This is a genomic window from Hyphomicrobiaceae bacterium (genome assembly GCA_041397645.1).
Classification (GTDB): Bacteria; Pseudomonadota; Alphaproteobacteria; order Rhizobiales; family Hyphomicrobiaceae; genus Hyphomicrobium_B.
The window spans coordinates 2,711,817-2,736,649 of record JAWKWE010000004.1 but is presented as its reverse complement, the minus strand read 5'-3'; the positions used below and the strand labels follow the sequence as shown (position 1 = coordinate 2,736,649).

Below are 24,833 nucleotides of genomic sequence, written 5' to 3'. Positions count from 1 at the left end.
ATGTCTTAAGCCTTCGCGGGCGCGTGCGCGGGAAAGAGCAGACTGGCGTCGCCGTAAGAATAGAAACGGTATCCTTGCGCAATCGCATGAGCGTAGGCAGCGCGCATGGTTTCCAGTCCGCTGAACGCGGCGACCAGCATGAAAAGCGTCGAACGTGGCAGGTGGAAGTTGGTCATCAGCGCATCGACCGCCTTGAATCGATAGCCGGGCGTGATGAAGATCGACGTCTCTCCACTGAAGGGTTGTATTTCGCCTGCTTCGTTGGCGGCACTTTCCAGCAAGCGTAATGACGTGGTGCCAACCGCGATGATCCGGCCGCCGCGCGCGCGCACCTGATTGAGTGCGGTCGCTGTCTCGGGCGAGATTTCTCCCCATTCCGCGTGCATCTTGTGCCCTTCGGTCTCCTCTGACTTCACCGGCAGGAACGTTCCCGCGCCGACATGCAGCGTCACAAACTGCTCCTCAACTCCCTTGGCTTTAAGGGAGGACAAAAGCGCGTCGGTGAAATGCAGTCCTGCTGTCGGAGCAGCGACCGCGCCAGGTTCTGTTGCGTAAACTGTCTGATAGGTGATGCGGTCGGCATCGTCGGGCGAACGGCGATTGGAGATGTAGGGTGGCAACGGCATGTCGCCGACCGCAAGAAACGCCGCCTCAAGATCGGGGCCCGTCAAATCGAAGGCAAGGTCGACCTCGCCGCCTTCGGGCTTGTCGACGACCGTGGCATCGAGCGAGCCCATGTGACACATCGTGTTGGAGTGGCCAAGCTGCACCCGGTCACCCGGCTCCAAACGCTTGGCAGGGCGCGCAAGAACCCGCCAGACGTGATCGTCGAGTCGATGGATGAGATTGAGCGAGATCTTGGCGCTGACGCCATCGCGAATACGCACGCCACGCAAAGCCGCCGGTATGACGCGCGTCTTGTTGAAGACGAGCGCATCGCCCGGCGCGACAAGATCCGGCAGATCTCGGACGGCAAGATCCTGCAACGCGTCACGCTCCCCCGGCCTCACGACCAGCAACCGCGCACTGTCGCGCGGAGATACCGGACGAAGCGCTATCTTGTCATCATCCAATTCGAAATCGAAAAGCTCGGTGCGCATCACAATCCCTGCGGCCGCGTCTGCAAGAATGATATGCGCGGACCTCCTTCAATGTGGACGATCCCGCGCGCGATCTAAAGTTAATCGTTTCGCGGGCCTTATAATTCAACGCGGGTGCCGGATCAAAGCGGCGATCGCGCAACCTGCCACCGCAAGCCAGCTCAAAATCGTCAGGCTCCCGCCGATTGGCGCTGCAAAGGGAAATATATGCGATCCCGTTGTCACGTGGAGCGCGACGTCGCCGGAAAACAAGCTTACGGCCGCGAGCATCACGGTCCCGGCCGTGACGAAGCCGTATCCAGGCAAGGCTGCCGCCACGGTTGCGATCGCGACCACCGCCGCGGCGTGGATCATCAGCATCGACGATGCCGTGACCAGCGCCGGGCTGTCGATTTTGTGGGCAGCGACGGCGGCAAGCGCAACGCCCGCCGCGCCAATCAGGCCGGCGCCCACGATGAGCGCCAGACAACCCTTGGTCGCGACGATCCTTGACACCGGAAGGTCAGCCATCGCGCAGATCACGCCTCATCCGCGGCGACCCGGACGGAAATCATCTTGTCAGGCGAACGCGGAGGCTCGCCACGGGCGAGCTTGTCGACGTTCTCCATGCCTTCGATGACTTTGCCCCAAACCGTGTATTGGCCGTCGAGGAACGTCGCGTCGTCGAAGCAGATGAAAAACTGGCTATTGGCCGAATTCGGATTGGATGCGCGCGCCATCGAGCACACCCCGCGAACGTGCGGTTCCTTGTTGAACTCGGCCGGTAGGTTGGCGTAGCTGGACGACCCCGTGCCACGACCCTGCGGACAGCCGGTTTGCGCCATGAAGCCCTCGATCACGCGGTGGAACACGATGCCGTCGTAAAACTTCTCGCGTGCAAGCTGCTTGATGCGCTCAACGTGCTGGGGCGCAAGGTCGGGGCGCAATTCGACCACAACCTTTCCCTTGCTCGTCTCGATGATCAGGGTGTTTTCGGGATCCTTGTAAGCAGCCATACCGCGATATTCCTCCAAAGCTATTCGTCTCGTTTGCGATTGCGATTGCGCATCGGATGTGTCCCCCGCCGCAACGTGCAGCAGGGGACGTGCATCCATTACTGTACGGTGACCTTCACCATGATGTCCGGGTTGTCGACCATGCCGCTGCCATCGGTGCCGCGCTTCAGCTTGTCGATGAATTCCATTCCCGACACGACCTGCCCCCACACGGTGTACTGTCCGCGCAGGCCCGCACATCCGCTGTCGTTGAAGCAGATAAAGAACTGGCTGTTGGCCGAGTTGGGATCCTGCGTGCGTGCAGCGCCCACGGTGCCACGCTTGTAGGGCTCGTTGGAAAACTCGGCCGGAAGGTCGGGCAGATCCGATCCGCCCATGCCGGTGCCGGTGGGATCGCCGGTCTGCGCCATGAAGCCGTCCATCACCCGGTGCCATTTGACACCGTTATAGAACCCCTTTGCCGCCAGCGCCTTCACGCGCTCGACATGCTTGGGCGCCAGATCCGGCCGCAACTTGATCACGACCTTGCCAGTCTTGAGCTCGATGACAAGCGTATCGCCCGCCGCCGCAGCCGGATGGCTCGCGGCAATGAAACCAAGCGACACCGCCACCAAGGCGGCGGCAAGACTCTTAAGAAAACGCATGGGGTCCTCTCTGTTGTTCTGAAAGAAGCATTGGCGCCGTCGTTGCCATCCGCCACGGGCGCACAGTGCCGAGCGTGCCGGCCGGCCCGGAAAGGGCTTCAAATTGCGGCCGGCGGGCAGTGTCGCCGTCCTTATGGCGATTTGACGGCCCAGCGGCAAGCCCTCAAACGGGTTCTTTGGCGCTTAGGCAGAACGCCGCTTTCAGCCTCCAGGACGGTCCTTCATGCCGCGCGAACGATGTACCGGGGCCGCCGGACGAGGTTGCTCGGGCTCTGACTGAACGGCAGAATGATGCCCAGATTTGCCAGTCTTTGCAGGCAAGTCTGACAGATCCGCGAGCAGGACACGGCCCATATCCTGGACGACTCCTGCCGGCGAGACGGAAATGCCCTCCCGCACCAGCCGCGCAAATTGCGCCTCTCGCCACGGCCCACGCCCGATAGCTCCCCCGGACGCCACAACCCGATGCCACGGCGCCATGTCTCTCTCGTCCTCGCTCAGCCGCGCAATCGCCCCAACCACTAATGCCGGAGCGGTGTCGAGGGTCGCCGCAATAACCTCGGGCGTCGTCACCCGTCCCGCCGGGAGCGCGCGCAGCAAAGCCAATAGGCGACCGCCCAGGGCTCCTCGCTGTCCGCCTCCGCCAAACTGTTTGCTGCGCATATTCGACGTCATGCCGCCATCCCGGCGTATCGAACGTACCGAACGCCTCATGAAAAGCCGATCCGAAGCCTAAGTCTAGACCGGCTTCTTTCCTGCAAACTTCGTGCTCAGGGCTGCCGCGACCCCAGGCGACACAAACGGCGTTGCATTTCCGCCCATGGCTGCAATCGCGCGAACCAGATTGGCCGCGATATGGCGGACGGCTGGAGAGGCCGACACATAGATCGTCTGGATCTCCGGCGCCATCTCGCCGTTCATCCCCGCCATCTGCATTTCATAGTCAAAGTCGGTGCCGTCCCGCAGGCCCCGAACAATAACGCTTGCCCCATGCGTGCGCGCAGCATCGACGGCTAATCCGGAGAACGTAACAATATCGATCTGGGTGCCGCTCTCGCGCGCGATTGCGGCGACTTCCTTCTTGAGCATTTCGACCCGTTCGTCCTCGCTGAACATGGGCGACTTTCCCGGATTGATTCCAATCCCGATGACGAGCCTGTCGAGTATGGCTGCCGCGCGCCGGATGACGTCCGTATGGCCGAGCGTCACCGGATCGAAGGACCCGGAGTAAAAGCCGGTGCGTATTTTCGCGGAAGGAGATTTGGCGGGCATCGGCAGCCTTGCAGCTCAAAGTAGAAATTGGCCCGGGAACAGTGCCCGGGCTCTCACTTTCCAATGATAACCCGCCCGCACCCGCATTGCCCAGCCCTGCCAGACTTTAGCCTGAACGCCCGCTTGGGTATCGGCTCAAAACAAACAAGGCCCGGTCGAAGACCGGGCCTTGTGCGCAATCCGTCTTGGAAAGATGGATTATTTCAAGGAGGCGGGGGCCTCACGCGAACCAAAGATGTCCGAGAGGTTGAAGCGGTAGCCAAGACCAACCGAGACAATCCAGGGGTCGACATCAACCTTCGACGTAATGTTGGTGCCTTCCCAGCTCGCGTCCGTGTCGAGCCATACATGCTTCACGTCGGCGTTGAGGTACCAGCCCTGACCGACTTCGAGGTCGAAACCGGCCTGCAGTGCAAACCCCCAGGCGTTGTCGAGGTGGAGCTTAGCGCCGCCGAGGTCGCTGTGGCCTTCGTCAAAGAACGCCATGTATTCGACGCCAGCGCCGACGTAGGGCTTAAAGCCGCCCATCGAGTCGAAGTGGTATTGCAGGGTCACGATCGGCGGGAAGACCCAGAAGCTGCCGAGATCGGTTCCCGAGAGCAGACCCTTGCCCTCAGCGTCAAACTTGGCAAAGCAGCAGAACAGTTCTGCTGCGATGTTCTTATTGAAGAAATAGGTGAGCGTCAGGGTCGGGAGAACCTCTGTGCTGACGTCGGCATCGGCGCCAGGGATCAGTGCGCCGCCAGCATAAACGTCTGCGCTCGAATCAGGCGCAACCACGGTGCCTTGCAGGCGCACCAGGAAGTCCCCATTGTAATCGCCGGCCGAAGCAGGCGCGGATACTGCCGTAAGCGCCAGAGCGGCTGCGGCCAGCATCACTTTCCCCAATTTCAACATATCAGTCCCCTGTCTTGAATCGCCGCCCCCCCAAGGGCGACTCTGTGATGACTAACCATTTCTCGAAACGTGCTCCCAACGCCAGATCCGTCTACGCCAGTTGACTGATCTCGATCAGTTGTTCGGCTGAGTTCGAAGTGCCCGTTGCCGCGAAGCAACATCGAGGCTGATGAAAATCATCACACCTGGGCACTGCACGCCGCACCCCATCGCGGCATGTTCTGACGCCATGTCGTCTGAGTACTCGTTGTCGCATCCCCTGCCCGTGTGATTCCGATCAAAGGCGCGAAGGCGCTGGTGTGCCAACGTGCTGGGCAAAGTAGACACCCGGCGCGAATGAAATCGGACGCAGATAGATGCATATCACCACCAAACTGAACTATGCTGATCGGGCGCCGATCTCCGAAGCAATGTCGGGTTATGATCTCGATGTTTCGGGCCTTTCCAAGCTTCGCAGCTTGGCCCAGGTGCAACGGCTTCGCCGCCGCCAGCGGTTGGCATTGTTCGGAGCCGAGCACGTCTACATCGTGCGCTCGGGCCTGGCGGCGGTCGAGGGCGCCCCGGTGACCAACTCACGTTCCATCCTGGAGCTGCTTTATCCAGGCGATGTCGTGGTTCCAGGGCTTCAGGCTCCCATTCCCGATCTAGGATTGACGGCCACGACACCTGCAGAGCTGTGGCGAATCTCGGCACCGACTTTCCTGCAGGAGATGCATCGCGACAGCCGCCTTTCCGACCTTGTGTTCCACAAGCTAAATTCGCAGCGTGCCCGCCTGCAGTTGCACGTCGCTATCCTCGCTGGCCTAGCGAGCGAGCAGCGTGTCGTCGCTCTTCTGATCGAGGCCGCCAGCCGCTTGGGCGTACGCGACAGCCGGGGCATCAGTTTCGACATGCCGTTGTCGCGAACCGAGGTCGCCGAGTACCTCGCGCTTAACGCCGATACGCTCTCGCGGATCATGTCGCGCCTGACGCATTCCAACATTATCGAGCGCACGGGACGCGCACAGATGACCGTTTGCGATTGGGACGGCCTGATGGCCCTGTGTCCCATGGCCAATGCGGTAATAGCCCTTCACGCACCTTGACGATTAAGACGCCAAGCGAAGCGGAAGATCCCCAGTGGATGCTACTTTGCTCTAAGAAACAGTCGGCCCCGGGTTTCCCCGGGGCCTTTTTGTGTCTGCCATTTGTAAGTGCATTCGACTTGCAGGTTATTCGTCGCCTTCGGTCTCTTCGCCGCCGTTCTCTTCTTCGGTGATGCGCTCCACCGAAACGACCTTTTCCGTTCCATCGGTTTTGAAGACGCGCACGCCCTGCGTGTTGCGGCCTGCGATGCGCACATCATGAACCGGACAACGGATCAGCTGCCCACCGTCTGTGACTAGCATGATCTGGTCGTTCTCCTCGATCGGGAACGAGCCGACAAGACGGCCATTGCGATCGTTCACGACCATCGCCACGATGCCCTTGCCACCGCGGCCGGAGGTACGGAACTCATAAGACGACGACCGTTTGCCGAAGCCCTTTTCGGAGACGGTGAGCACGAACTGTTCCTGCCCCTGCATGGTTTCGAACTTCTCAGCCGAGATCGTGACCTCACCGTCAGCGCCTTCCTCATCGATTTCGATCTCGATGTCGGCTTCCTCCGCGCCCTCCGCACGCCGCAGCAGCGAAGCTTGTTTGAGGTACGCGGCACGCTCGGCTGGCGTTGCATCGACATGGTTGAGGATCGCCATTGCGATAACCTCATCGCCGTCGCCCAGTCGAATGCCGCGCACGCCGGTGGAGTCGCGCCCCTTGAACAAGCGTACTTCGTCCTCGATCAGGAACCGAATGGCCTGCCCGTCGGCTGTGGTGAGCAGCACATCGTCTCCGGGCCGCGAGATTGCGACCTTCACAATGGTGTCGCCCTCATCGAGCTTCATTGCGATCTTGCCGTTGCGGTTGATGTTCTCGAAATCCGTCAGCGCGTTGCGGCGGATGTTGCCCGAACGGGTCGCAAACATCAGTTCCAGCTCACCCCAGGTCGCAGAATCCTCCGGCAATGGCAGGATTGAGGTGATCGTCTCGCCCTCGCTGAGCGGGAGAAGATTGACCAGCGCCTTGCCGGGCGACTGCGGCGAAGCTGGCGGAAGGCGCCACACCTTCATGCGGTAGCACATCCCGCGCGATGAGAAGAACAGCACCGGCGTATGGGTTGAGGTCACGAACAACTGCGTGACGAAATCCTCGTCGCGCGTCGCCATGCCAGAGCGGCCCTTGCCGCCGCGGCGCTGCGCACGATAGGCCGCAAGCGGCACACGCTTGATGTAACCCTTGTGCGAAACGGTGACGACGCAATCTTCGCGCTGGATAAGGTCTTCGTCGTCAACCTCGCCCTCGATGTCGAGGATCTCGGTCTTGCGTGGCGTCGCAAACTCCTCTCGGATCGCGATCATCTCGTTCTTGACGATCTCGACGACGCGCGCACGCGACGACAAAATTGCGAGGTAGTCTTTGATCTCGACCGCGATCTTGTTCAACTCGTCCGCGATCTCGTCGCGGCCCAGCGCTGTCAAGCGCGACAGACGCAGATCGAGAATGGCCTTGGCCTGTTCTTCCGACAGCTTGTAGGTGCCGTCCTCCGCCAACTTGTGGCGCGGATCGGCAATCAGCTCGATCAGCGGCGCCATATCCTTGGCCGGCCAGTTGCGGGTCATCAACTCGTCCTTGGCGGCCGCAGGAGAGGCTGCGTGACGGATCAGCTTGATGACTTCGTCGATGTTGGCGACCGCGATCGCCAAGCCGACCAAGACGTGGGCACGCTCGCGCGACTTGGCGAGCAGGTGCTTGATACGTCGTGTCACGACCTCCTGACGGAAGGACGTGAAGGCGTGGATCATGTCGCGCAGATTGAGACTTTCGGGCCGGCCGCCATTTATGGCGAGCATGTTGGCGCCAAACGTCGTCTGCAGGTCGGAATACTTGTAGAGGTTATTGAGCACCACATCGGCGACCGCATCGCGCTTCAACTCGATGACGACCCGGATACCTTCCCGGTTGCTCTCGTCCCACAGATCGGAAATGCCCTCAATCTTCTTGTCGCGAACAAGATCGGCGATCTTCTCGATCATCGTCTTCTTGTTCACCTGATAGGGAATTTCGGTGATGATGAGGGCTTCGCGATCCTTGCGGATATTCTCCACCGCTACGCGCGCGCGCATGATGATGGAGCCGCGGCTCTTGTGATAGGCGGAGAGAATGCCGCCGCGTCCCAGAATGATGCCGCCGGTGGGAAAATCCGGGCCCTGCACGATCTGGCAGAGTTCGTCGATGGTGATCTCAGGGTTGTCGAGTTCGGCAAGACAGGCGTCGATCACTTCGCCCAGATTGTGCGGCGGAATGTTCGTTGCCATGCCGACAGCGATGCCGCCTGCACCGTTGACGAGCAGATTTGGAAACTTCGCCGGCAATACCGACGGTTCCTGCAAGCGACCGTCGTAGTTGTCGCGAAAATCAACCGTATCGTTCTCAAGATCATCGAGCAGATACTGCGAAACCTTGGCGAGCCGCGACTCGGTATAGCGCTCGGCCGCCGGTGGGTCGCCGTCGATGGAGCCGAAGTTGCCCTGGCCGTCGACCAGTGGCACGCGCATGGAAAAATCCTGCGCCAGACGCACCAGCGCGTCATAGATCGCCATGTTCCCGTGCGGATGAAAGTCGCCCATGGTGTCGCCGACGATCTTCGACGACTTCATGTGCTTGCGGTTCCACGCGAGGTTTAGCCGCTCCATCGCGTAAAGGATGCGCCGATGCACCGGCTTCAAGCCGTCGCGCACGTCGGGAAGTGCGCGCGATATGATTACACTCATGGCGTAATCGAGATACGAGCGCTTCATCTCTTCGGAGATCGTAATAGGGCGGATGTCGTTCGGCTCTTTGCCGCCCGTTTGATCGTCGTCGCTGTTGTCTGCCAAGCTCTTGCGCTCTTTAAAATCGCGTTTGAAGGATAGGTCTTGATCCGGTGGCCAAGGGCCGGGTTCGCCCTACACAATCTCCAAATCAATCAACGGTGCGGTCAACTTACCCGATCAGGGGGGCTGAGAGCAACTTGCGCGTCGCCATGTCACGGGCTCCTTTCCCCGCGTTATTTTCTAGCCGTTCCAAGAAGTTATCTTATCCTGCCCGGGCACAGAGTTATTCACGCAAACCGACTTGCTCTCGACATACTCTCTGCCTACATGGCGCACGAGCCAGCGCGCCGCTTAAGCGGGCAGCGATTCTAGCGGGCTCGTCGCCGCTCTGAAACAAGCGCGGTACATGAGAGGACAACAACCATGAAGACCACACTCGCCTCCCTCGCCTTTGTTCTGATGGCAGGGACGGTTCCCGCGATGGCGGAGACGGAGCTGCCCCCGAACACATTCATCGCCGAAGAAGCGCCGGTTCAATACCTGGCGAAGGATCGGCTCATCGGCGTCAAGGTTAAGGGTCCTGACGGCAAGATCGTCGGCGATATCGAAGACATCATTCTGTCCGGCGATCATCAGGTCGTCGGTATCGTGATGGGAACCGGCGGCTTCGTCGGCATTGGCGAGAAGAAGGTGGGCGTCTTGATTGACGCGATCCATTTCGAGGTAACCGACGGCAAGATCAGCGCGATCATGCCGACGGCTACGCATGACGTGCTCCAGGCCGCACCGGCTTTCAAACGCAACAGTCCAAAGAAGTCGCTGTTTGAACGCGCGCTTGAGAAGGGGCAGGAGCTCCGCGACAAAACAGGCGTCTCTGCAAAGGACGCCTACGAGAGCGCAAAGGAAAAGGCCGGACCCGCCCTAGAGAAGGCGAAGGAAGCGGCAAAGGAAGCGCTCGATAAGGCCAAGAGCGCCACCGACGAGGCGATCGAGAAGGCGAAGGAGGCCGCAAAGCCCTCAGGTGACGCAACAACGCCTGCGCCAGAAGCCACTCCACCGTCGACAACAGAAGCGCCCAAAGAATAACGAGCGTAGCTGACGGCGTTTGAGCTATCGCCGCATAGCATCGCAAAATCAGAAATCGGCATGAAAGGCCCGGACGGGAACAGTCCGGGCCTTTTTACGTTTGTCTGTGAAGTACGATGAGGTACGTAGGAGATCCGACATGCTGCCGCGAACATTTCGCCCACTCGGAGCGCGCACGCGCGCCTCTGTCGCGCGCTTGGCTGTATTGAGCGCCGCCATGCTGTTGGCGCCTTGCGTCTCAGAAACGCGCGCTGCTGACGAAGTCGACGGCGAGACCGCATTCAACAACGCTTGCCGAACTTGTCATTCGGTCAAGAAAGATGACAACCGGCTGGGTCCCAACTTGCACGGAATTGTGGGTCGAAAAGCCGGCGCCGCTGAAGGTTTCAGCTATTCGGGCGCCTTGCGAGACGGCAGCTTCAGTTGGGACGAGGAGAAACTCGATGCGTTTATCGCCAATCCCGACAAGGCCGTTCCCGGAAACACTATGAAACCGTTTTCGGGCGTGGCTGACGAAGCAACCCGCAACGCAATTATCAATTTCTTGAAGGGAGCTTAGCTGTTCGAAACGGCTATTTGGCAAAAACCTCGGACGCGCCACTCAATGAACCGCGCCGTAAGGAGCGCTTTGATGGGAGTGGGCACTTCCTGAAGGTGTCGCCCCGCGCCGACACCTTCAGTGCAGGCAACCCGCCCGCTCGCGCACCCGCAAAACCAGGAGCCGAGAAGCCTTATTCGATCTATTCGGCTTAAACCCTCCGCGAAGGGAATTCCCCGCTGCGGCCCCTGGTAAGTTGCATATTCCCCAGCTACTCATCGCGGCGCAACACTCGAACGAGCTCATCGTTCGTTTTGTTGTGGGCGTGCAAGCGCGCATGTCCAATCTCTCGGAGTTTTATTGATATTCGCGCGAGCGCCCGTTGCCTCACCAACACAGCGCTTCAAATTCTCGTCGGAACTTTTTGTATGTGTGTGCACGCTGCGATCTTGCCGAGGACGGAAGGTCAGTCCTTGTGATTGGTGATCGCGACGAAATTCTCGTCTTTCTGACAGCGACGCTCGTGCATGAGGAAATCATAATATCCGCACCGGCCATCGCCCGGGTAGTCGCGACACGCAAACGGTCGCGCCTCATAGATCGTGCACCGACGTTCCGTTGTATCGAAGAACTGACAGATGCGCCCGAAGTGCGTGTCGGGCTTGCGGCGCATGATGAACTTATGCCCGTGAGCCTCGCGCGTATAGCGCTCGCGGGCCTCGTCAAAGCTCAACCCAAAATGGCGGCCGAGGCGCTCAACGTCCCGCTTGTTCAGTGCGATCACGGGATAGGAACAACAGTAGCCGGGGCATTTGAGACAATTGTATTGCGGCATCGGCGCGCTCGTTGCTCCGGTTGTTGTGGTTGGTGATGGTTAACCGTTCAAGCAAAGCCCATAGCGCTTTCGCCCGGCACGTCAAGTTGAGTTGATGCGTTTGACCTCTCGCGTGCATCCCAACGGCCTTGCGATCGTGCCTGAGTATCGCGCTTGATCGTTGGCACCGTCGCTTGCCGCGCGACGTCAGCAGAACAGCTCCGTTCGGCAACCGGAACTTCAGAGGATCCTGGGGCGCGCGTTGAGCGTCGGCGGAGAAGGGATTGCTGCCCCCTTCCTTCACTTCGCCCTTGCGCTTGTGGGCCGGATATTGTAGGAACAAACGCTGAACATTAACGTTCGGAGTATGGCTGTGCTCTACGTCCGGGCGAATTTGTCGGGTGATTTGCGTGGACAACTCTGCGGCTACCCCCGCGCACAAGGCCGTTCGCAGCTAGTGTGCGATCAGGATTCGATGGAAAGCGCCGGACCGTGCGCCTTTGTTTTGAAATGCGTTCTGCTTCTCAATCCGAGAACTGGGCCAAGAACTGAGTTTGCTTGACCCCACGCAGCCAACAGGCACGGCCACCGCGCCCAAGATCGAACGAGACGTAATCGAAGGAGAGTTATGATGGCAGGTTCGGTCAACAAAGTGATCCTGGTAGGCAACGTCGGCAAGGATCCTGAGATTCGCCGCACCCAGGATGGCCGCCCGATCGCGAACCTCTCTCTGGCAACCAGTGAGACGTGGCGCGACAAGAATACGGGCGAGCGCAAGGAGAAGACCGAGTGGCATCGCGTCGTGATCTTCAGCGAGCCGCTGTGCAAGGTCGTCGAGCAGTATGTGCGCAAGGGCTCCAAGCTGTACATCGAGGGCGCACTGCAGACCCGCAAGTGGACGGATCAATCCGGCGTCGAGAAGTACTCGACTGAGGTTGTGCTGCAAGGCTTCAATGGCTCGCTGACCATGCTGGATGGCGCTGGCGGTGGACGCGGCGCGTCGGCTGGCATGCAGGAGAGCGCTCCCGACTACGGATATGATGCGGGGGGCTCCAACTTCGGCGGCGGCGGCGGATACAGCGAGCCTGCCTCATCAGGCTCCAAGAGGGGCGGCGGTTCTTCGCGCGCGCCCTCTGGCGGTGGAGCAAGCAAAGGTGGCTTCGACAAAGCGCTCGACGACGAAATTCCGTTCTGAGAACTCGCGCGAGGGCGCTTGGTCCGCTGCACAAAATACTAGAGCGGTCAAAGCAAAGCCAGTGCGCTCAAAAGAAAAGACAAAGACCCCGCGATGTCCTCGGACGTCGGCGGGGTCTTATTCATTTTTTGAAGCGCAACGGCTCAATGCATTGATCGCAGCTTCACTGCTCACAGCCTTACCGCAGATCGCTCTGCCGCTGCCTTCGATGTTTTGCCCAGACTAGAACCGGGCTGTGTGATCGAGGCCCTGGCCGTCCTTACAAACAGCCGCCCTCGCGTGGCTTGTCCAAATTGTAAACTTCACGGCACTAACCAGCGTGGCCGAAATCTCGAGTTCGCTAATCAAGCCGCGACCCCGCAGCTAGACGAGGTCTGAAGCAACTACCCGGTGGAGTCATCCTCCCTCCATTAGTGTTTCGCCTCTCGTGACGCACGACCTCACAACCTTACGCGGTACTGCAGATGCGGAGCGCCTGTAGCCCTCTCGGCTAGGCTTCGGCTCACGCTTCCTCGGCAGCGACGGCTTCACAACATGAAGTCAACACCCGCTGCGCAACGAGGTCAAGATAGAGATATGCTTATTTAGAGAAGTTTATGAGCGGCTGCTTAATGCATTCGATTGTCTGATGCGATGACCGCGCGGCCCTAAGCGAAAAACAAAAAAGCGCCGCGCGGAAAACATCTCCGCGCAGCGCTCCTCTTTGCAAACTTTCTGCGCAAATCCGTGATCAGCCCGCGCCGCATTGCGTGTTGCAAGGGACCGCTTCACGCTTCTCAACCGAGCCTTTGAACAGCGACACGGTTTCCCTGAAGCACTTGCCGCCATCCTTTACGATCCGGACGATCGTGTCCTTGGTCTTCGACTGGCAAACAACTTCCATCCCCTGCGCGACACGGATCGGTTGGCTCTGCGGGGCTTGTGTATTCCTTACAGGCAATTCTCCCGCATACGCAGAACTGATGAAGAGATCGAGCAGACCGACTGACTGAGTGGCTGGTTTGGGCAACTGCTCGAAGGCGATCCACTCGTAGTTGGTCTGCCCCTGGCTCGACACGCGGATCGAAATGTCACCAGTCTTGCCGCATGAGCCAACTTCAACCTTGCTGTTGGAGCTCGTAGTGAGCGCTCTGTAGTCGATGCGGCAATCGAAATTCTTCTCCCAGAGGGACGCCTGCGTAAGGCGGTGCTCAACTTGATTGAACGGCACACCCGTAGACCAGGAGTAATAGAGGTTGCGAGCAGTAGGCACGGCCGCCGCAACCGAGACAGCGAGCACCCCTATCTTGGCGAACTGCATCGCACGGTTGACCGCCACGCTGCCATGCGAAGCGAGAGCGGTCATCTTAGACCCTTGAGATTGATCGAACATGTTGGCCTCTTGAAACGTAGCGCTGGAACGCATGACGACACTGAGCATGTCTTTATCCGTTGACTATAGCTGTGATATGGCGCTGGCAATACACGGGCGCGATTGAACGCGGGTTGAGTGCATTGTTCATGGAGCGTTCAGGCCAGGGCCCGACCGATGGGATTGCCGCCGTTGTAATCGCCAGGATGATCGAGCCCGATGGCGTGACCAATCTCATGAATAATGCTCATGAAATCGTACGATCCCTTGCCCAACGATTTGAACCAGCCGTTGGAAGGATTGATGAACACGTCGCCGTCGAGGCTGTACGTTGCACGGCTACCGGGAAAGTAGCCCCAGCCGTATCCGCCTTGCGATGTTTCGCCTGAAAAAAGGATCGTTGCTGAGTTGGTATAGCTGGTTCCAACGCGCGCGAACTTGATCTTCGCAACATCGGACCAGAGCTTGAGCGCATCTTCGGAAGCGGTGATCTGCGCGCTTGTAAAGCGGGTGAAGCCGACCGAAGAGCTGCTGGAGCGGAAGCCATAAGAAACCGGGTTCGACCAGGCATTGGTCCAGCCGGTTGTCGCAATTTGGTTGGCAGCCTGATCGAGCGTGAAAGAAATCGTTGGCATCACGCCACCTCAGTGCAGGTCGTTGGCACGAGGCTGGTGAGGTGCGCTCCCAGACGCTGCCCTCACCAGTTTCCCTCACGTGCGTAAAGCTAACCTAGCGTTAGGCATTAAACGGATGCTTTGCGAAAAGGATCGAATTTTCTTCAAGCTTTTAGAAGCGCCACGCGCGCACTCTATTTGCTAGGCATTCCTGTTGGAACGTGGTGAAGGAACGCTTAAGGAAACCGCCGGCGCACGAGGCTTAGGCATGCTGGGAGTTACCGTTTGCTTCCAACGGAACGGGTTCATGCTGGCAATGGCGCCGTGATACCCAAGGCTGCACGCACTTTTGCCAGGCGATCCTGGCGGTCCCTGCGGGCGCTGAGCGCGCTTTGCATATCGACCTCGACAAAGCGTGCGCGGGTGTTGGGTTGAAGCTGACCGATCAAGTCCATGTCGGCCGAGATCACTGTCCCCAGCATGAAATACCCACCTCCCGAAACTGCATCGCGATGCAGTACAATCGGTTCAGTGCCGCCGGGCACCTGGATCGAACCGTAGGGATAGCAAGCATCGACGATATTGGAGGGATCGGAACCGGCCCCAAATGGCGGATCGCGCGGCTCAAATTGCAATGCCGCCCCTCCGCGAAAACGATATCCGATGCGATCGGCCTCGGGCGCTACCTTCCAGGTGTCGGCGAAGAATTGCTCAATCGAGCCTTCCTTGACCCGGTGAGCGTAAAGCCCGCGCAAGACACGCAATTCTGGGGGGGCGCCGGGCATACGACGCAGCGTCTCCGGAATGCTGCGTTCTGCTGTGCGGGCCGCCTGCACGGGCCCCACCGCCAGAGCATCTCCGGCTTCAAGCTTGCGGCCTTTGAATCCGCCGAGCGCGCCAAGCGCATATGTCGAGCGACTGCCGAGAACGACCGGCACGTCGATGCCGCCCTCTACGGCGATGTAGGCTCGTGCGCCCTTCTTGAGAAAGTCGAAGCTCAAGGTCTCGCCCTTGCGTACCAGGAAGCTGGTCCAGGTCGCGCGCGGCGTGCCATCAACCTTGGGCGGCAATTCCGCGCCGGTCACGGCAACGAGCCTGTCCTCACCAAATCGAATCTGGGGGCCCATGAAGACGGCTTCCAAAACCGCGGCTCCCTCATCGTTGCCCACCAGCATGTTGGCGCAACGCAGCGCAAAGCGGTCCATCCCTCCTGAGAGGGGAATTCCGATATGATAGTAGCCCGGGCGGCCAAGATCCTGAACGGTCGTAGCAAGACCTGGTTGAACGATCTCAAGCGCCATGGAGCACCTCGTCGAGCTTGCGGTTGTAGCCATCGATGTCGCTATTGAAGGCATCGAGCGAGAACGTCACATCTCGCATCAGCGGCACGAAGCGCCCGCTCTCCACATCGCCAACCGCGGCATCGTAGGCCTCGCGGTCGATCGGCTTCCATTTCACGATGTCTCCGGGCCGAAACAGGCACATGAAATCGCGCAGATAGCTGATTTTCTGATTGGGATCGTAGATTGGCATCGGTGTGATGCCGAACATCTGATAGCCGCCAGCCCCGCGCACCGAATAGATGGCACCAAAACAGCCGCCGTGCCCGACGGTGAGTTTCGGCGTATCGGTGCGCGGGCGCAGATATTTGGGAACCTGAAGCTGTCGCGATCGATCCACCATTTGGTACAGGAACGGAAGCCCCGCAACGAAGCCGACCATGGAGACGAACCACGGCGCGCTCGAATGCGCTCTTATGAAGTCATCGGCGCTGGCGAGATTATTGACCCGCGCCGCATACTCGATGTCCGTGCTGTTGGGATCCTGATGGCGCTCGCGAAACCGCATCAAGGTCTCATGGGTCCAGGGATCGTTGTAGAACACTGGGATCTCGATGATGCGTGTCTTTATGACGGGCTCGGCACGGGCAGCGGCAGCTTCAAGCCTCTTCACCTCGGCGGCCAAATCGTCCGGCGCGATGCGGTCAGGATCGAATTTGATCTGGAATGAAGCGTTGGCCGGACAGATCTCGGTGACGCCCGCAATCTTGCTGTCGCGCACGGCGTTTGTCACCGACAGGCTCTTGAAGAACGCCTCCAGTGACATCTCCTCGGACACTTCAACGAACAGATGCTCGTCGCCGCCGAACGTATATCTCGATTGCATGAGACCTCACCCGTCGATCAGGGCAAGCGGCTGGCCGGGGGCAATCTCTTCTCCATGCCCGACCAGATAGCGGGTGAAGGTGCCCGCACGCTCGGCCTTCACCTCGTTAAAGGATTTCATGATTTCTATTAGACCGAGCACATCGCCTCGATTGACCGCGTCGCCGGGGTTCTTGAACATGGGCTCGTCGGGAGAGGGCCGGTGATAGAATATCCCCGGCAGATGCGAAAGAACCTCAAATTCTGCCATCTCAAACCCTCCCTTGCTGCACGCTTTGTTGCGTGCCTCTTTTTGTTTTACGTCGGTCGTTATAAGTAAGCCTGCACCGCCTCGTTCACGGCCTTTGCGATGGCCGCCGCGTCTGGCGTGTCGGAATGCACGCAGATCGTCTCGGCGCGCACGGGAACGTCCTTGCCGCCGGTCGATCGCACGACGCCCTGGGTGATCGCGCGCAGGCATTTGGCAGCGGCCGCCGCCGGATCTTTCGCTTCATGCTCGCGGGTGATGATGAGGCCGCCTTCATCGCTGTAGTCGAGATCGGCGAAAAACTCGGCGATGAACGGCACCCCGCGCTGCTGGCAGACGCGCTCCTGGCAAGTTGCGCTCATACCCAGCACGGGCAATTTGAAAACCTCCGCAACGTCGAGCACGGCATGGGCCATGTCCTCGGACCGCGCGGCCATACCGTAAAGTGCGCCATGCGGCTTGAGGTGATTGAGCGGCACGCCTTCCGCGTCGGCAAATCCTTTCAGCGCACCGACCTGATACAGGATGCAGTTGGCAAGTTCCTCGCGCGAGATCTTCATCTCGCGACGCCCGAAGCCCTGCAAATCCGGCAACGAAGGGTGAGCGCCAACCTTTACGCCATGTTGCTTGGCCAGCCGCACCGTGGCGCGCATGTGATTGAAGTCGGAGGCATGGAAGCCGCAGGCGACATTGGCGAGCGAAATTAAGGGCATCAATGCCGCATCGTCGCCCATCTTGTAAAGCGAGAAGCCCTCGCCCATGTCGCAGTTGATGCTGACTGCCATACGTCCTCTCAGCCGCTGTCTTATCCGTGGAAAGAGTGCGGCAAGCCCTTCACACCTGATATTTCAGGTGATGCTACGGGAACCCACGGTTGCGCGCCAGCCACCAACAGTCTTACACGGTTGCAACGCAGCATCTGCCAGGAGCGGGCAAAAACGCTAAATGATGAGAAATTCTGATGCCGCCATCGCCGGCTTGTTGCTCAGCACGGCAAACGCAACCGCAGCGGCGGCACCGGAGCCATCCCGGTCATAGCTCAAAACACCGGTACTGGTGTTGTAGAGGATGCGATCATCGGCGTCATGCGCCCGGCCGGAGGCCGAAGCATAAAACATATTGGCGGAGAGCGGCCCGGTTGTCGAACCAAGAGCGGTGAAAACGGCGTTTTCCAATTTGATCGAGTCTTGCGCCGTCGAATAGCTCTGGATCGTGTCGCGATTTGTCGACGCATTGAGTGCGGCGCTGAAAACAAATGTGTCCCAACCGGCGCCGCCGTTCAGGACGTCATTGCCGCCACCACCGTTCAAGATATCGTTGCCCGAAAGTCCGAAAAGAGTGTCGGCGCCACCGTTTCCGACCATAACATCGTTTACGCCGTTGTGGCCGAACAGCTTGTCGTTCGCGCCACCGCCCGAAATTGTCTTGGAGCCGAAATCAAAGATCTGCGTGGCGACCGCATTGTTGCCGTGGAAGCCGAAGGTCATCACCCGTCCATTCGACATCAATTCCATGTCGTAGGGCCGATTGAGCCCCTGCGCACCGCCGAGCGTATCGAGCGATGCTTCGCTGCCGATCTCAGCACCCGTCATGCCAAACTGGCGAATGAGATTCTTCTCCGGCAAACCGCCGCCCGTCTGGCGCCAACCCACAGCAAACCCACCATGGGCAAGCTCCGTCGTGAAGAAGTGCAGGATATGGCGTGTCCCCGTCACTGTTTCGACGATCGTTTCCGCGCCCGCTTTTGCCCCGGTGGCAGTGAAGCGCTGGAAATGGATTTCTTCGCTGGAACCACTGTCTTCTTCCCAGAGCGCGACGAAGCCGCCGTTGCCAAGGGCGAGTACGTCGAGCGTCTTTGTTTCATAGGTGCGGCCGGCGGCGATGGTGTCGATGGCAAATTCAACGCCAGACGCCGCGCCGGAAGAATTCAGGAAGCGCCCTTTCAGGCCGGTCATCTTGATACCTGAAAGTGATGCGGTCCCGGTGGCCCAGATGGCTACCGCGCGGCCGTCTCCCAGTGCCGCCGCATCGGTGCCGAACTGCAATCCTGTCCGCTCCGAATTGACGATGAATTCGCCTCCCTTGGGCGCTCCGGTGGCACTGACAATGCGGCCCACAATATCGGTGGAGGTACTCAAGCCGGACGTCGATAACGTGTCGGACCACAAGGTCAGGAAGTTGCCGTTACCAAGACGCACGACCGATGGTGTCTGTTCGCCGCCCGCAGCAGCCGTCGACAAATTGTAGCTCGCCGCCGAGGCGGCTCCGTTGTTCGAGAAAGCCCGGGCAAAGTTGTCCCCGCTGGTCGGGGAGGTCACGTTATCCCGGTCGCGGTTCCAAACGGCCAGGAACCCGCCATTGGTCATGGCGGCAAATTTCGGCTGCTCCAGATAGCTGTCGCTTGACACGCTGGCAGCTTGCGAAATTCCCGAAATCGAGCTGCCGCCGGGATCGAGGGTCGCAATATTGAGGACCTCGGTCGATCCGTTCTCAACCGTACCCCAGGAGATGGCCATCCGCCCATTCTCAAGCCGAGCAATACGCGCGTTATCAAACCCTAAAGCCGACAGGGCGGTGCCGTCCGCATAGGTTTGCAGAACCTGTGCGCTGGTCACGGGGGTAATCGCCATTGGAGTTTCCGGGGTGTGCTGGGTTGCTGCGCCTTGTCGAGATTGAGCGGGGGCCAATAAGGACCCGTAAACGCGGTGCCTAAAATTTTATCCAGCACGGATTTTTCCTCCGTTTTCTCGGGCCGTGGCAGCGTGCCGCCCCCCTCCTCCACCTGTCTGACAGGCACGGCGCGTTGCCCGCCGTTCGCCCCTCCGCTAAATCCTTTCGTTATGAAAAAACCGGCACCCCGCAAGACCTCCACGCACCCAGCTTCGGACCTGATGAAGACCATCCACGTCCGGGGCGCGCGCGAGCACAACCTGAAGAATGTCAACCTCGAAATCCCGCGCGACGCCCTCGTCGTGTTCACGGGGCTTTCGGGCTCGGGAAAATCCTCGCTCGCCTTCGATACGATTTATGCCGAGGGCCAGCGCCGCTATGTCGAAAGCTTGAGTGCCTACGCGCGCCAGTTCCTCGAAATGATGCAAAAGCCCGACGTCGATCACATCGACGGGCTATCGCCCGCTATCTCCATCGAGCAGAAGACGACGAGCAAAAACCCGCGCTCCACCGTCGGCACGGTGACGGAGATCTACGACTACCTGCGCCTGCTGTTTGCGCGCGTCGGCGTGCCCTACTCGCCCGCGACCGGCCTTCCCATCGAAAGCCAGACCGTCAGCCAGATGGTCGATCGCGTCCTGGCTTTGCCGGAAGGAACACGCCTGCTCATCCTCGCGCCCGTCGTGCGCGGCCGCAAAGGCGAATACAAAAAGGAAATCGCCGAGTGGCAGAAAAAGGGCTACCAGCGCGTCAAGGTCAACGGCACGGTCTATGAAATCGGCGACGCGCCCAAGCTCGACAAGAAGTTCAAGCACGACATCGACGTGGTGGTCGACCGTATCGTGGTCAAGAAGGATCTTGGCACTCGGCTGGCGGATTCCTTCGAACAGGCCCTGAAGCTGTCCGACGGTCTCGCGATTGCCGAGTTCGTCGATAAGCCGCTGTCGAAGGCGGACACCCAGGGCGCCAACAAATCGAAGAACGACACCCACGAGCGGATCGTATTCTCAGCCCGCTTTGCCTGCCCGGTGTCCGGCTTCACCATCGATGAGATCGAGCCGCGGCTGTTCTCGTTCAACGCGCCCGCAGGCGCCTGCCCTACCTGCGATGGCCTTGGCACCGAACTGCGCTTCGAGCCCGATCTTGTCGTGCCCCAGCCCGAGCTGTCGCTGGCGGAGGGCGCTATCTACCCATGGGCGAAGACCGGCGTCACCTCGCCCTATTACGAACAGACGCTGGAAAGCCTCGCCAAGTTCTACAAGGTATCGATGAAGACGCCGTGGGAGCGTCTGCCCAAGCACGTGCAGCTCGCCATCCTGTTCGGATCGGGCGAGGAAGACGTCGAGTTCACCTACTGGGACGGCACGCGCAACTACAAGACCGTAAAGCCGTTTGAAGGCGTCATCGGCAATATCGAGCGCCGCTGGCGCGAGACCGACAGCGACTGGGTGCGCGAAGAGCTGTCGCGCTTCCAGGCTGCCCATCCGTGCGATGCGTGCGGCGGCTATCGCCTCAAGCCTCAGGCGCTGGCGGTCAAGATCGGCAACAAGCACATCGGCGAGGTGTGCGATCTGTCCATCAAGGCGGCGAACCTCTGGTTCCAGGACATCCCCAAGACCTTCACCAAACAGCAGACCGAGATTGCCACGCGCATTCTCAAGGAGATCCGCGACCGGCTGAAGTTCTTGAATGACGTCGGCCTGGAATATCTGACGCTGTCGCGCTCCTCGGGCACGCTGTCGGGCGGTGAATCCCAGCGCATCCGTCTTGCCTCGCAAATCGGCTCCGGCCTGACCGGCGTGCTGTACGTGCTCGACGAGCCCTCCATCGGCCTGCACCAGCGCGACAACGACCGCTTGCTCGAAACGCTCAAGCATCTGCGCGACATCGGCAACACGGTGATCGTCGTCGAGCACGATGAAGACGCGATCCTCGCGGCCGACCACGTCGTCGACATCGGACCGGGCGCCGGCATTCACGGCGGCGAGGTGGTGAGCCAAGGCACGCCCGCCGACATCATCGCCGATCCCAAGAGCCTCACGGGCGATTATCTCGCGGGCCGCCGCCAGGTCGCGGTTCCGCGCAATCGCCGCCCGCCGGATCCGGAACGGCAATTGACCGTAACCGGCGCACGCTCCAACAACCTGCAGAACGTCACCGCTTCCATTCCGGTCGGGCTGTTCACCTGCATCACGGGCGTATCCGGCGGCGGCAAGTCCTCGCTGCTGATCGACACCATCTTCAACGCGGTGGCGCGCAAGCTCACCAACGCCAAGGAGCACCCCGGCGAACACGATCGCATCACCGGCATCGAGAACTTCGACAAGGTGATCGACATCGACCAAAGCCCGATCGGCCGCACGCCGCGCTCGAACCCGGCGACCTACACCGGCGCCTTCACGCCGATCCGCGAATGGTTTGCAGGCCTGCCCGAAGCCAAGACCCGCGGCTATGAGCCGGGCCGCTTCTCCTTCAATGTCAAAGGCGGGCGCTGCGAAGCCTGCCAGGGCGATGGCGTCATCAAGATCGAGATGCACTTCCTGCCCGACGTCTACGTCACCTGCGAGGAATGCAAAGGCAAGCGCTACAATCGCGAGACGCTGGCCGTCACCTTCAAGGAAAAATCCATCGCCGACGTGCTCGACATGACGGTTGAGGAAGGCGCGGAGTTCTTCAAGGCGGTGCCCTCCATCCGCGACAAGCTGGAGACGCTGGCGCGCGTGGGGCTCGGCTACATCCACATCGGCCAGCAGGCGACAACGCTGTCGGGCGGCGAGGCGCAACGCATCAAGCTGTCGAAGGAGTTGTCACGCCGCGCCACCGGGCGCACGCTCTACATCTTGGACGAGCCGACCACCGGCCTGCATTTCCACGATGTTGCGAAGCTGCTTGAAGTGCTGCACGAGCTCGCAGACGCGGGCAACACCGTCGTCGTCATCGAGCACAACCTGGAAGTCATCAAGACCGCCGACTGGATCATCGATCTGGGGCCGGAAGGCGGCGATGGCGGCGGTAAGATCGTCGCCGAGGGCACGCCCGAGGATGTCGCCAAGGTCAAGGAAAGCTACACCGGCAAATACCTGCGCGATCTTCTCGCACGCCGCCCCGTCTCAGCGCCTTCCGGCCGGCTCGACAGCGCGGATGCGAGTGGGCATCCGAAGCGCAACAAAGACGCAGAGTCGCCCGCCGCAGCGAAGAGGAACAAAAAGCAGGCTGCGGAGTAGCAATGCCCGACACACCGCCACTTGCGATCAAAGCCGAGGACGCGCCCCTTCGCACCAAACCGTCGAACTATCCCGAGCCCTTCTTCAGCCGCATGGGCAAGCGCGAGAAGCGCCCGCTCGGCGACATCTTCGGACTGAAGAACTTCGGCGTGAACCTGACGCGACTTGTGCCGGGCGGCGAGTCCGCACTGCTGCATCGCCACAGCAAGCAGGACGAGTTCGTCTATATTCTCGAAGGCACGCCGACGCTCGTCACCGACACCGGCGAGATCGAAATGGGACCCGGGATGTGCGCGGGCTTCCCAGCAGCAGGCATCGCCCATCATCTCGTCAACCGGACGGCGCGTGACGTCGTCTATCTAGAGATCGGCGACCGCACGCCCGGCGACGAGGGCAGCTACCCCAACGACGACCTCAAAGCCTCACTCGACCCAGACGGCAAGTGGCAGTTCACGCGGAAGGATGGAAGCGGGTATTGAAGCGCGGCTTCCGGCCGGCGCGCCGGAGGCGTGTCGGAAGCCGCAAACAAAAGCGCGAAAGTGGTGGGAAAGCAGGCGGCGGAGCAACCCCCCGGCGCAGGCGCGGCTAAACGTGGTGGCAAGCGGGTGTCGCGGAGCAAATGCCCGTGACCCGTCGTCTTCCTATCAACTCGTCTGATCGTACATCCTGTAAGAATAAGCGCTTTTTGCCTGCTTCTCTGCCAGGCTCAATCGGCGATAGAATCTTGGAAAGTTGCTCATTGCGTGCTTAAGAGCATCCAGCTTATAGGGAATATGCACCACACAAGCCTTGTCACGAATGATTGCAGGACATAAATCCTTATCCTGTCCATTCGTTTTGTTTAGATTGGCTGCGATAATTGGGAGTCCGAGGTCAAGTGCAAGCTCTAATTCCCACCGCACATATTTGTAGAGATTCTTCGTTTTCTCGCCGACCAAAACGATAACGGCGGTAGAATTTTTCATGCGCTCACGCAACTTCGACTTAACGTACTGCTCATCTTGTGCGCGACCCGTCATAGTATCAAGATCATGCGCATTCTGATAATCAAAATCAATATTTTTATTGGCTTTCCAGCCGTTTATGTAGGCGTATGCCCATTTATCATTTTCACCGTCAAAGATCACATATGCAGTATCCATCAATTCAATCTCCCTAATCCGACTGTCTGGCAATCCAAAGAGTATGCTCTCGCGAGAACGCTTTCTCTGCGTCATTCACAAATTCTGAGAAATCAGCATCATTATTCGCCGAATCAGCCTTTGGCCGAATTAATCCAATTTCGTGAGCCGCCACGGTGTAAGCGGCGGCAAGTTCATTAAATTTCTTGATTTGCATCCAACCCACAATAGAGGCCGCTACGACTATCAGGGGCTCAATTGGCCAATACTTCCACTCGGGGCAAGCAATACGAGAAAGGACCATGCCCCCGGCTAGAACGTAGGCGATGCCGCTCATCCAAACCCAGAACCGCGCGGAGTCACGATTCATCTTTGACTCGCGTTTATACCAACTCCTTTGATCGTCGACGCGGTTGTCGAGATAATATTTCATTCGATCGGCGCGCTTCATCGCGCGCACAGCCACCATCGCGGCGGTAATTTGATTATTGCCAGACCAATCATTTGTAATCTGCTTGGCTGTCTCCTTATTCTCTACAAACATCTCGTGCAATTCGTCACGCAACCTCAGCTTTGCCGTGGCATCATCGACATTGAATGGGGCAGCCCGCATCATGTAACGCCACGTTAATGTTTTTACACTCTCGGCAAGCGCGCGACAGCGATACCACCATTGTTCCGGCTTGCTCTGTGCGCGACTCACAAGAACGAGAAGACCTACAAAGAAAATACCAGCGTATAGGACATAATAAAAAACGCCTGCAAAAATATTCATGGAGAATAGAGCCGCCAGGAATAGCGCGAAATATTCCCCACGAATGAGTTGTAAAAATTTCGCCTGATATAAATTGGAAGCCGCATCCGCATCTAGAAATAAAGCAGGATAATCCTCGTGCTTCATTCTATCACCTCCGATCTACAAAAAATATGTTCAGTATCACTTGCACTTTATTTCGTGATAACAGGCCCTGACCAACCCCCACAAAAAATTTATCCCCGACCTCTCT

At 59.4% G+C, this 24,833-nt stretch carries 24 protein-coding genes; 6 read left to right on the top strand and 18 right to left on the bottom strand.

Annotated features, from left to right (window positions below):
• Window positions 1-5: 5 nt before the first annotated feature.
• The 7 genes from queA to R3D51_12725 all read right to left on the bottom strand — a co-directional run bounded on the left by queA (window position 6) and on the right by R3D51_12725 (window position 4,908).
• Window positions 6-1,100: a tRNA preQ1(34) S-adenosylmethionine ribosyltransferase-isomerase QueA gene (queA, locus tag R3D51_12755; GenBank protein MEZ5900348.1), complete on the bottom strand. Its 1,095-nt coding sequence runs from the start codon at window positions 1,098-1,100 to the stop codon at window positions 6-8.
• 105 nt (window positions 1,101-1,205) lie between these two features.
• Window positions 1,206-1,610, bottom strand: coding sequence for a DUF423 domain-containing protein (locus tag R3D51_12750; GenBank protein MEZ5900347.1), 405 nt, complete (start codon window positions 1,608-1,610; stop codon window positions 1,206-1,208).
• Between the two features lie 8 nt (window positions 1,611-1,618).
• The gene (locus tag R3D51_12745) at window positions 1,619-2,095 is read right to left on the bottom strand and encodes a peptidylprolyl isomerase (GenBank protein MEZ5900346.1); all 477 of its coding nucleotides are present in this window, start codon (window positions 2,093-2,095) and stop codon (window positions 1,619-1,621) included.
• 98 nt (window positions 2,096-2,193) lie between these two features.
• Window positions 2,194-2,739 carry a peptidylprolyl isomerase gene (locus R3D51_12740; GenBank protein ID MEZ5900345.1) on the bottom strand — a complete coding sequence of 182 codons (546 nt, stop codon included), beginning with the start codon at window positions 2,737-2,739 and terminating at the stop codon, window positions 2,194-2,196.
• A gap of 201 nt (window positions 2,740-2,940) precedes the next feature.
• Window positions 2,941-3,414, bottom strand: a complete 474-nt coding sequence (locus tag R3D51_12735; GenBank protein ID MEZ5900344.1) for an MGMT family protein — start codon at window positions 3,412-3,414, stop codon at window positions 2,941-2,943.
• Window positions 3,415-3,477: 63 nt separating this feature from the next.
• A complete protein-coding gene (coaD, locus tag R3D51_12730; GenBank protein MEZ5900343.1) occupies window positions 3,478-4,011 on the bottom strand; it encodes a pantetheine-phosphate adenylyltransferase in 534 nt (177 codons plus the stop codon).
• Between the two features lie 198 nt (window positions 4,012-4,209).
• The gene (locus R3D51_12725) at window positions 4,210-4,908 is read right to left on the bottom strand and encodes an OmpW family outer membrane protein (GenBank protein ID MEZ5900342.1); all 699 of its coding nucleotides are present in this window, start codon (window positions 4,906-4,908) and stop codon (window positions 4,210-4,212) included.
• Window positions 4,909-5,264: 356 nt separating this feature from the next.
• Between R3D51_12725 and R3D51_12720 the strand changes: the two genes are divergently transcribed.
• Window positions 5,265-5,993, top strand: coding sequence for a Crp/Fnr family transcriptional regulator (locus tag R3D51_12720; protein ID MEZ5900341.1), 729 nt, complete (start codon window positions 5,265-5,267; stop codon window positions 5,991-5,993).
• A gap of 126 nt (window positions 5,994-6,119) precedes the next feature.
• Here the strand turns inward: R3D51_12720 and gyrA are convergent, their stop codons facing one another.
• Window positions 6,120-8,864: a DNA gyrase subunit A gene (gene gyrA / locus R3D51_12715; protein MEZ5900340.1), complete on the bottom strand. Its 2,745-nt coding sequence runs from the start codon at window positions 8,862-8,864 to the stop codon at window positions 6,120-6,122.
• 360 nt (window positions 8,865-9,224) lie between these two features.
• Between gyrA and R3D51_12710 the strand changes: the two genes are divergently transcribed.
• Entirely contained in the window at window positions 9,225-9,887 is a 663-nt protein-coding gene (locus tag R3D51_12710) for a PRC-barrel domain-containing protein (protein MEZ5900339.1), read from the top strand.
• A gap of 139 nt (window positions 9,888-10,026) precedes the next feature.
• Window positions 10,027-10,446, top strand: coding sequence for a c-type cytochrome (locus R3D51_12705; protein MEZ5900338.1), 420 nt, complete (start codon window positions 10,027-10,029; stop codon window positions 10,444-10,446).
• A 445-nt stretch (window positions 10,447-10,891) separates the two neighbouring features.
• On the opposite strand, the gene R3D51_12700 is transcribed toward R3D51_12705, so the two are convergent.
• Entirely contained in the window at window positions 10,892-11,260 is a 369-nt protein-coding gene (locus tag R3D51_12700) for a YkgJ family cysteine cluster protein (GenBank protein ID MEZ5900337.1), read from the bottom strand.
• A gap of 610 nt (window positions 11,261-11,870) precedes the next feature.
• Between R3D51_12700 and R3D51_12695 the strand changes: the two genes are divergently transcribed.
• Window positions 11,871-12,434, top strand: coding sequence for a single-stranded DNA-binding protein (locus tag R3D51_12695; protein ID MEZ5900336.1), 564 nt, complete (start codon window positions 11,871-11,873; stop codon window positions 12,432-12,434).
• Window positions 12,435-13,164: 730 nt separating this feature from the next.
• Here the strand turns inward: R3D51_12695 and R3D51_12690 are convergent.
• From R3D51_12690 to R3D51_12660, 7 genes are all read right to left on the bottom strand, one after another.
• Window positions 13,165-13,854, bottom strand: coding sequence for a hypothetical protein (locus R3D51_12690; protein MEZ5900335.1), 690 nt, complete (start codon window positions 13,852-13,854; stop codon window positions 13,165-13,167).
• A gap of 89 nt (window positions 13,855-13,943) precedes the next feature.
• The gene (locus tag R3D51_12685; protein MEZ5900334.1) at window positions 13,944-14,420 is read right to left on the bottom strand and encodes a matrixin family metalloprotease; all 477 of its coding nucleotides are present in this window, start codon (window positions 14,418-14,420) and stop codon (window positions 13,944-13,946) included.
• A 284-nt stretch (window positions 14,421-14,704) separates the two neighbouring features.
• The gene (locus tag R3D51_12680) at window positions 14,705-15,700 is read right to left on the bottom strand and encodes a biotin-dependent carboxyltransferase family protein (GenBank protein ID MEZ5900333.1); all 996 of its coding nucleotides are present in this window, start codon (window positions 15,698-15,700) and stop codon (window positions 14,705-14,707) included.
• Window positions 15,690-16,565, bottom strand: coding sequence for an allophanate hydrolase subunit 1 (locus R3D51_12675; GenBank protein ID MEZ5900332.1), 876 nt, complete (start codon window positions 16,563-16,565; stop codon window positions 15,690-15,692). Before R3D51_12675 ends, R3D51_12680 begins: the two co-directional genes overlap by 11 nt.
• Before the next feature lie 6 nt (window positions 16,566-16,571).
• A complete protein-coding gene (locus tag R3D51_12670; protein ID MEZ5900331.1) occupies window positions 16,572-16,814 on the bottom strand; it encodes an acetyl-CoA carboxylase in 243 nt (80 codons plus the stop codon).
• Between the two features lie 59 nt (window positions 16,815-16,873).
• The gene (locus R3D51_12665; GenBank protein MEZ5900330.1) at window positions 16,874-17,596 is read right to left on the bottom strand and encodes a LamB/YcsF family protein; all 723 of its coding nucleotides are present in this window, start codon (window positions 17,594-17,596) and stop codon (window positions 16,874-16,876) included.
• Between the two features lie 156 nt (window positions 17,597-17,752).
• Window positions 17,753-19,441 carry a calcium-binding protein gene (locus tag R3D51_12660; protein ID MEZ5900329.1) on the bottom strand — a complete coding sequence of 563 codons (1,689 nt, stop codon included), beginning with the start codon at window positions 19,439-19,441 and terminating at the stop codon, window positions 17,753-17,755.
• 261 nt (window positions 19,442-19,702) lie between these two features.
• On the opposite strand from R3D51_12660, the gene uvrA reads away from it, so the two are divergent.
• Both uvrA and R3D51_12650 read left to right on the top strand, forming a co-directional pair.
• Window positions 19,703-22,705, top strand: coding sequence for an excinuclease ABC subunit UvrA (gene uvrA, locus R3D51_12655; protein ID MEZ5900328.1), 3,003 nt, complete (start codon window positions 19,703-19,705; stop codon window positions 22,703-22,705).
• Window positions 22,706-22,707: 2 nt separating this feature from the next.
• The gene (locus R3D51_12650) at window positions 22,708-23,184 is read left to right on the top strand and encodes a cupin domain-containing protein (GenBank protein MEZ5900327.1); all 477 of its coding nucleotides are present in this window, start codon (window positions 22,708-22,710) and stop codon (window positions 23,182-23,184) included.
• Between the two features lie 165 nt (window positions 23,185-23,349).
• Here R3D51_12650 and R3D51_12645 read toward each other — a convergent pair whose 3' ends face one another.
• Together R3D51_12645 and R3D51_12640 are read right to left on the bottom strand one after the other, a co-directional pair.
• Window positions 23,350-23,847 (bottom strand): TIR domain-containing protein, encoded by a 498-nt coding sequence (locus R3D51_12645; protein MEZ5900326.1) that lies wholly within the window; start codon window positions 23,845-23,847, stop codon window positions 23,350-23,352.
• Between the two features lie 13 nt (window positions 23,848-23,860).
• Complete coding sequence (locus R3D51_12640) at window positions 23,861-24,727, bottom strand: DUF4231 domain-containing protein (protein MEZ5900325.1); 867 nt, start codon at window positions 24,725-24,727, stop codon at window positions 23,861-23,863.
• Between the last annotated feature and the right edge of the window lie 106 nt (window positions 24,728-24,833).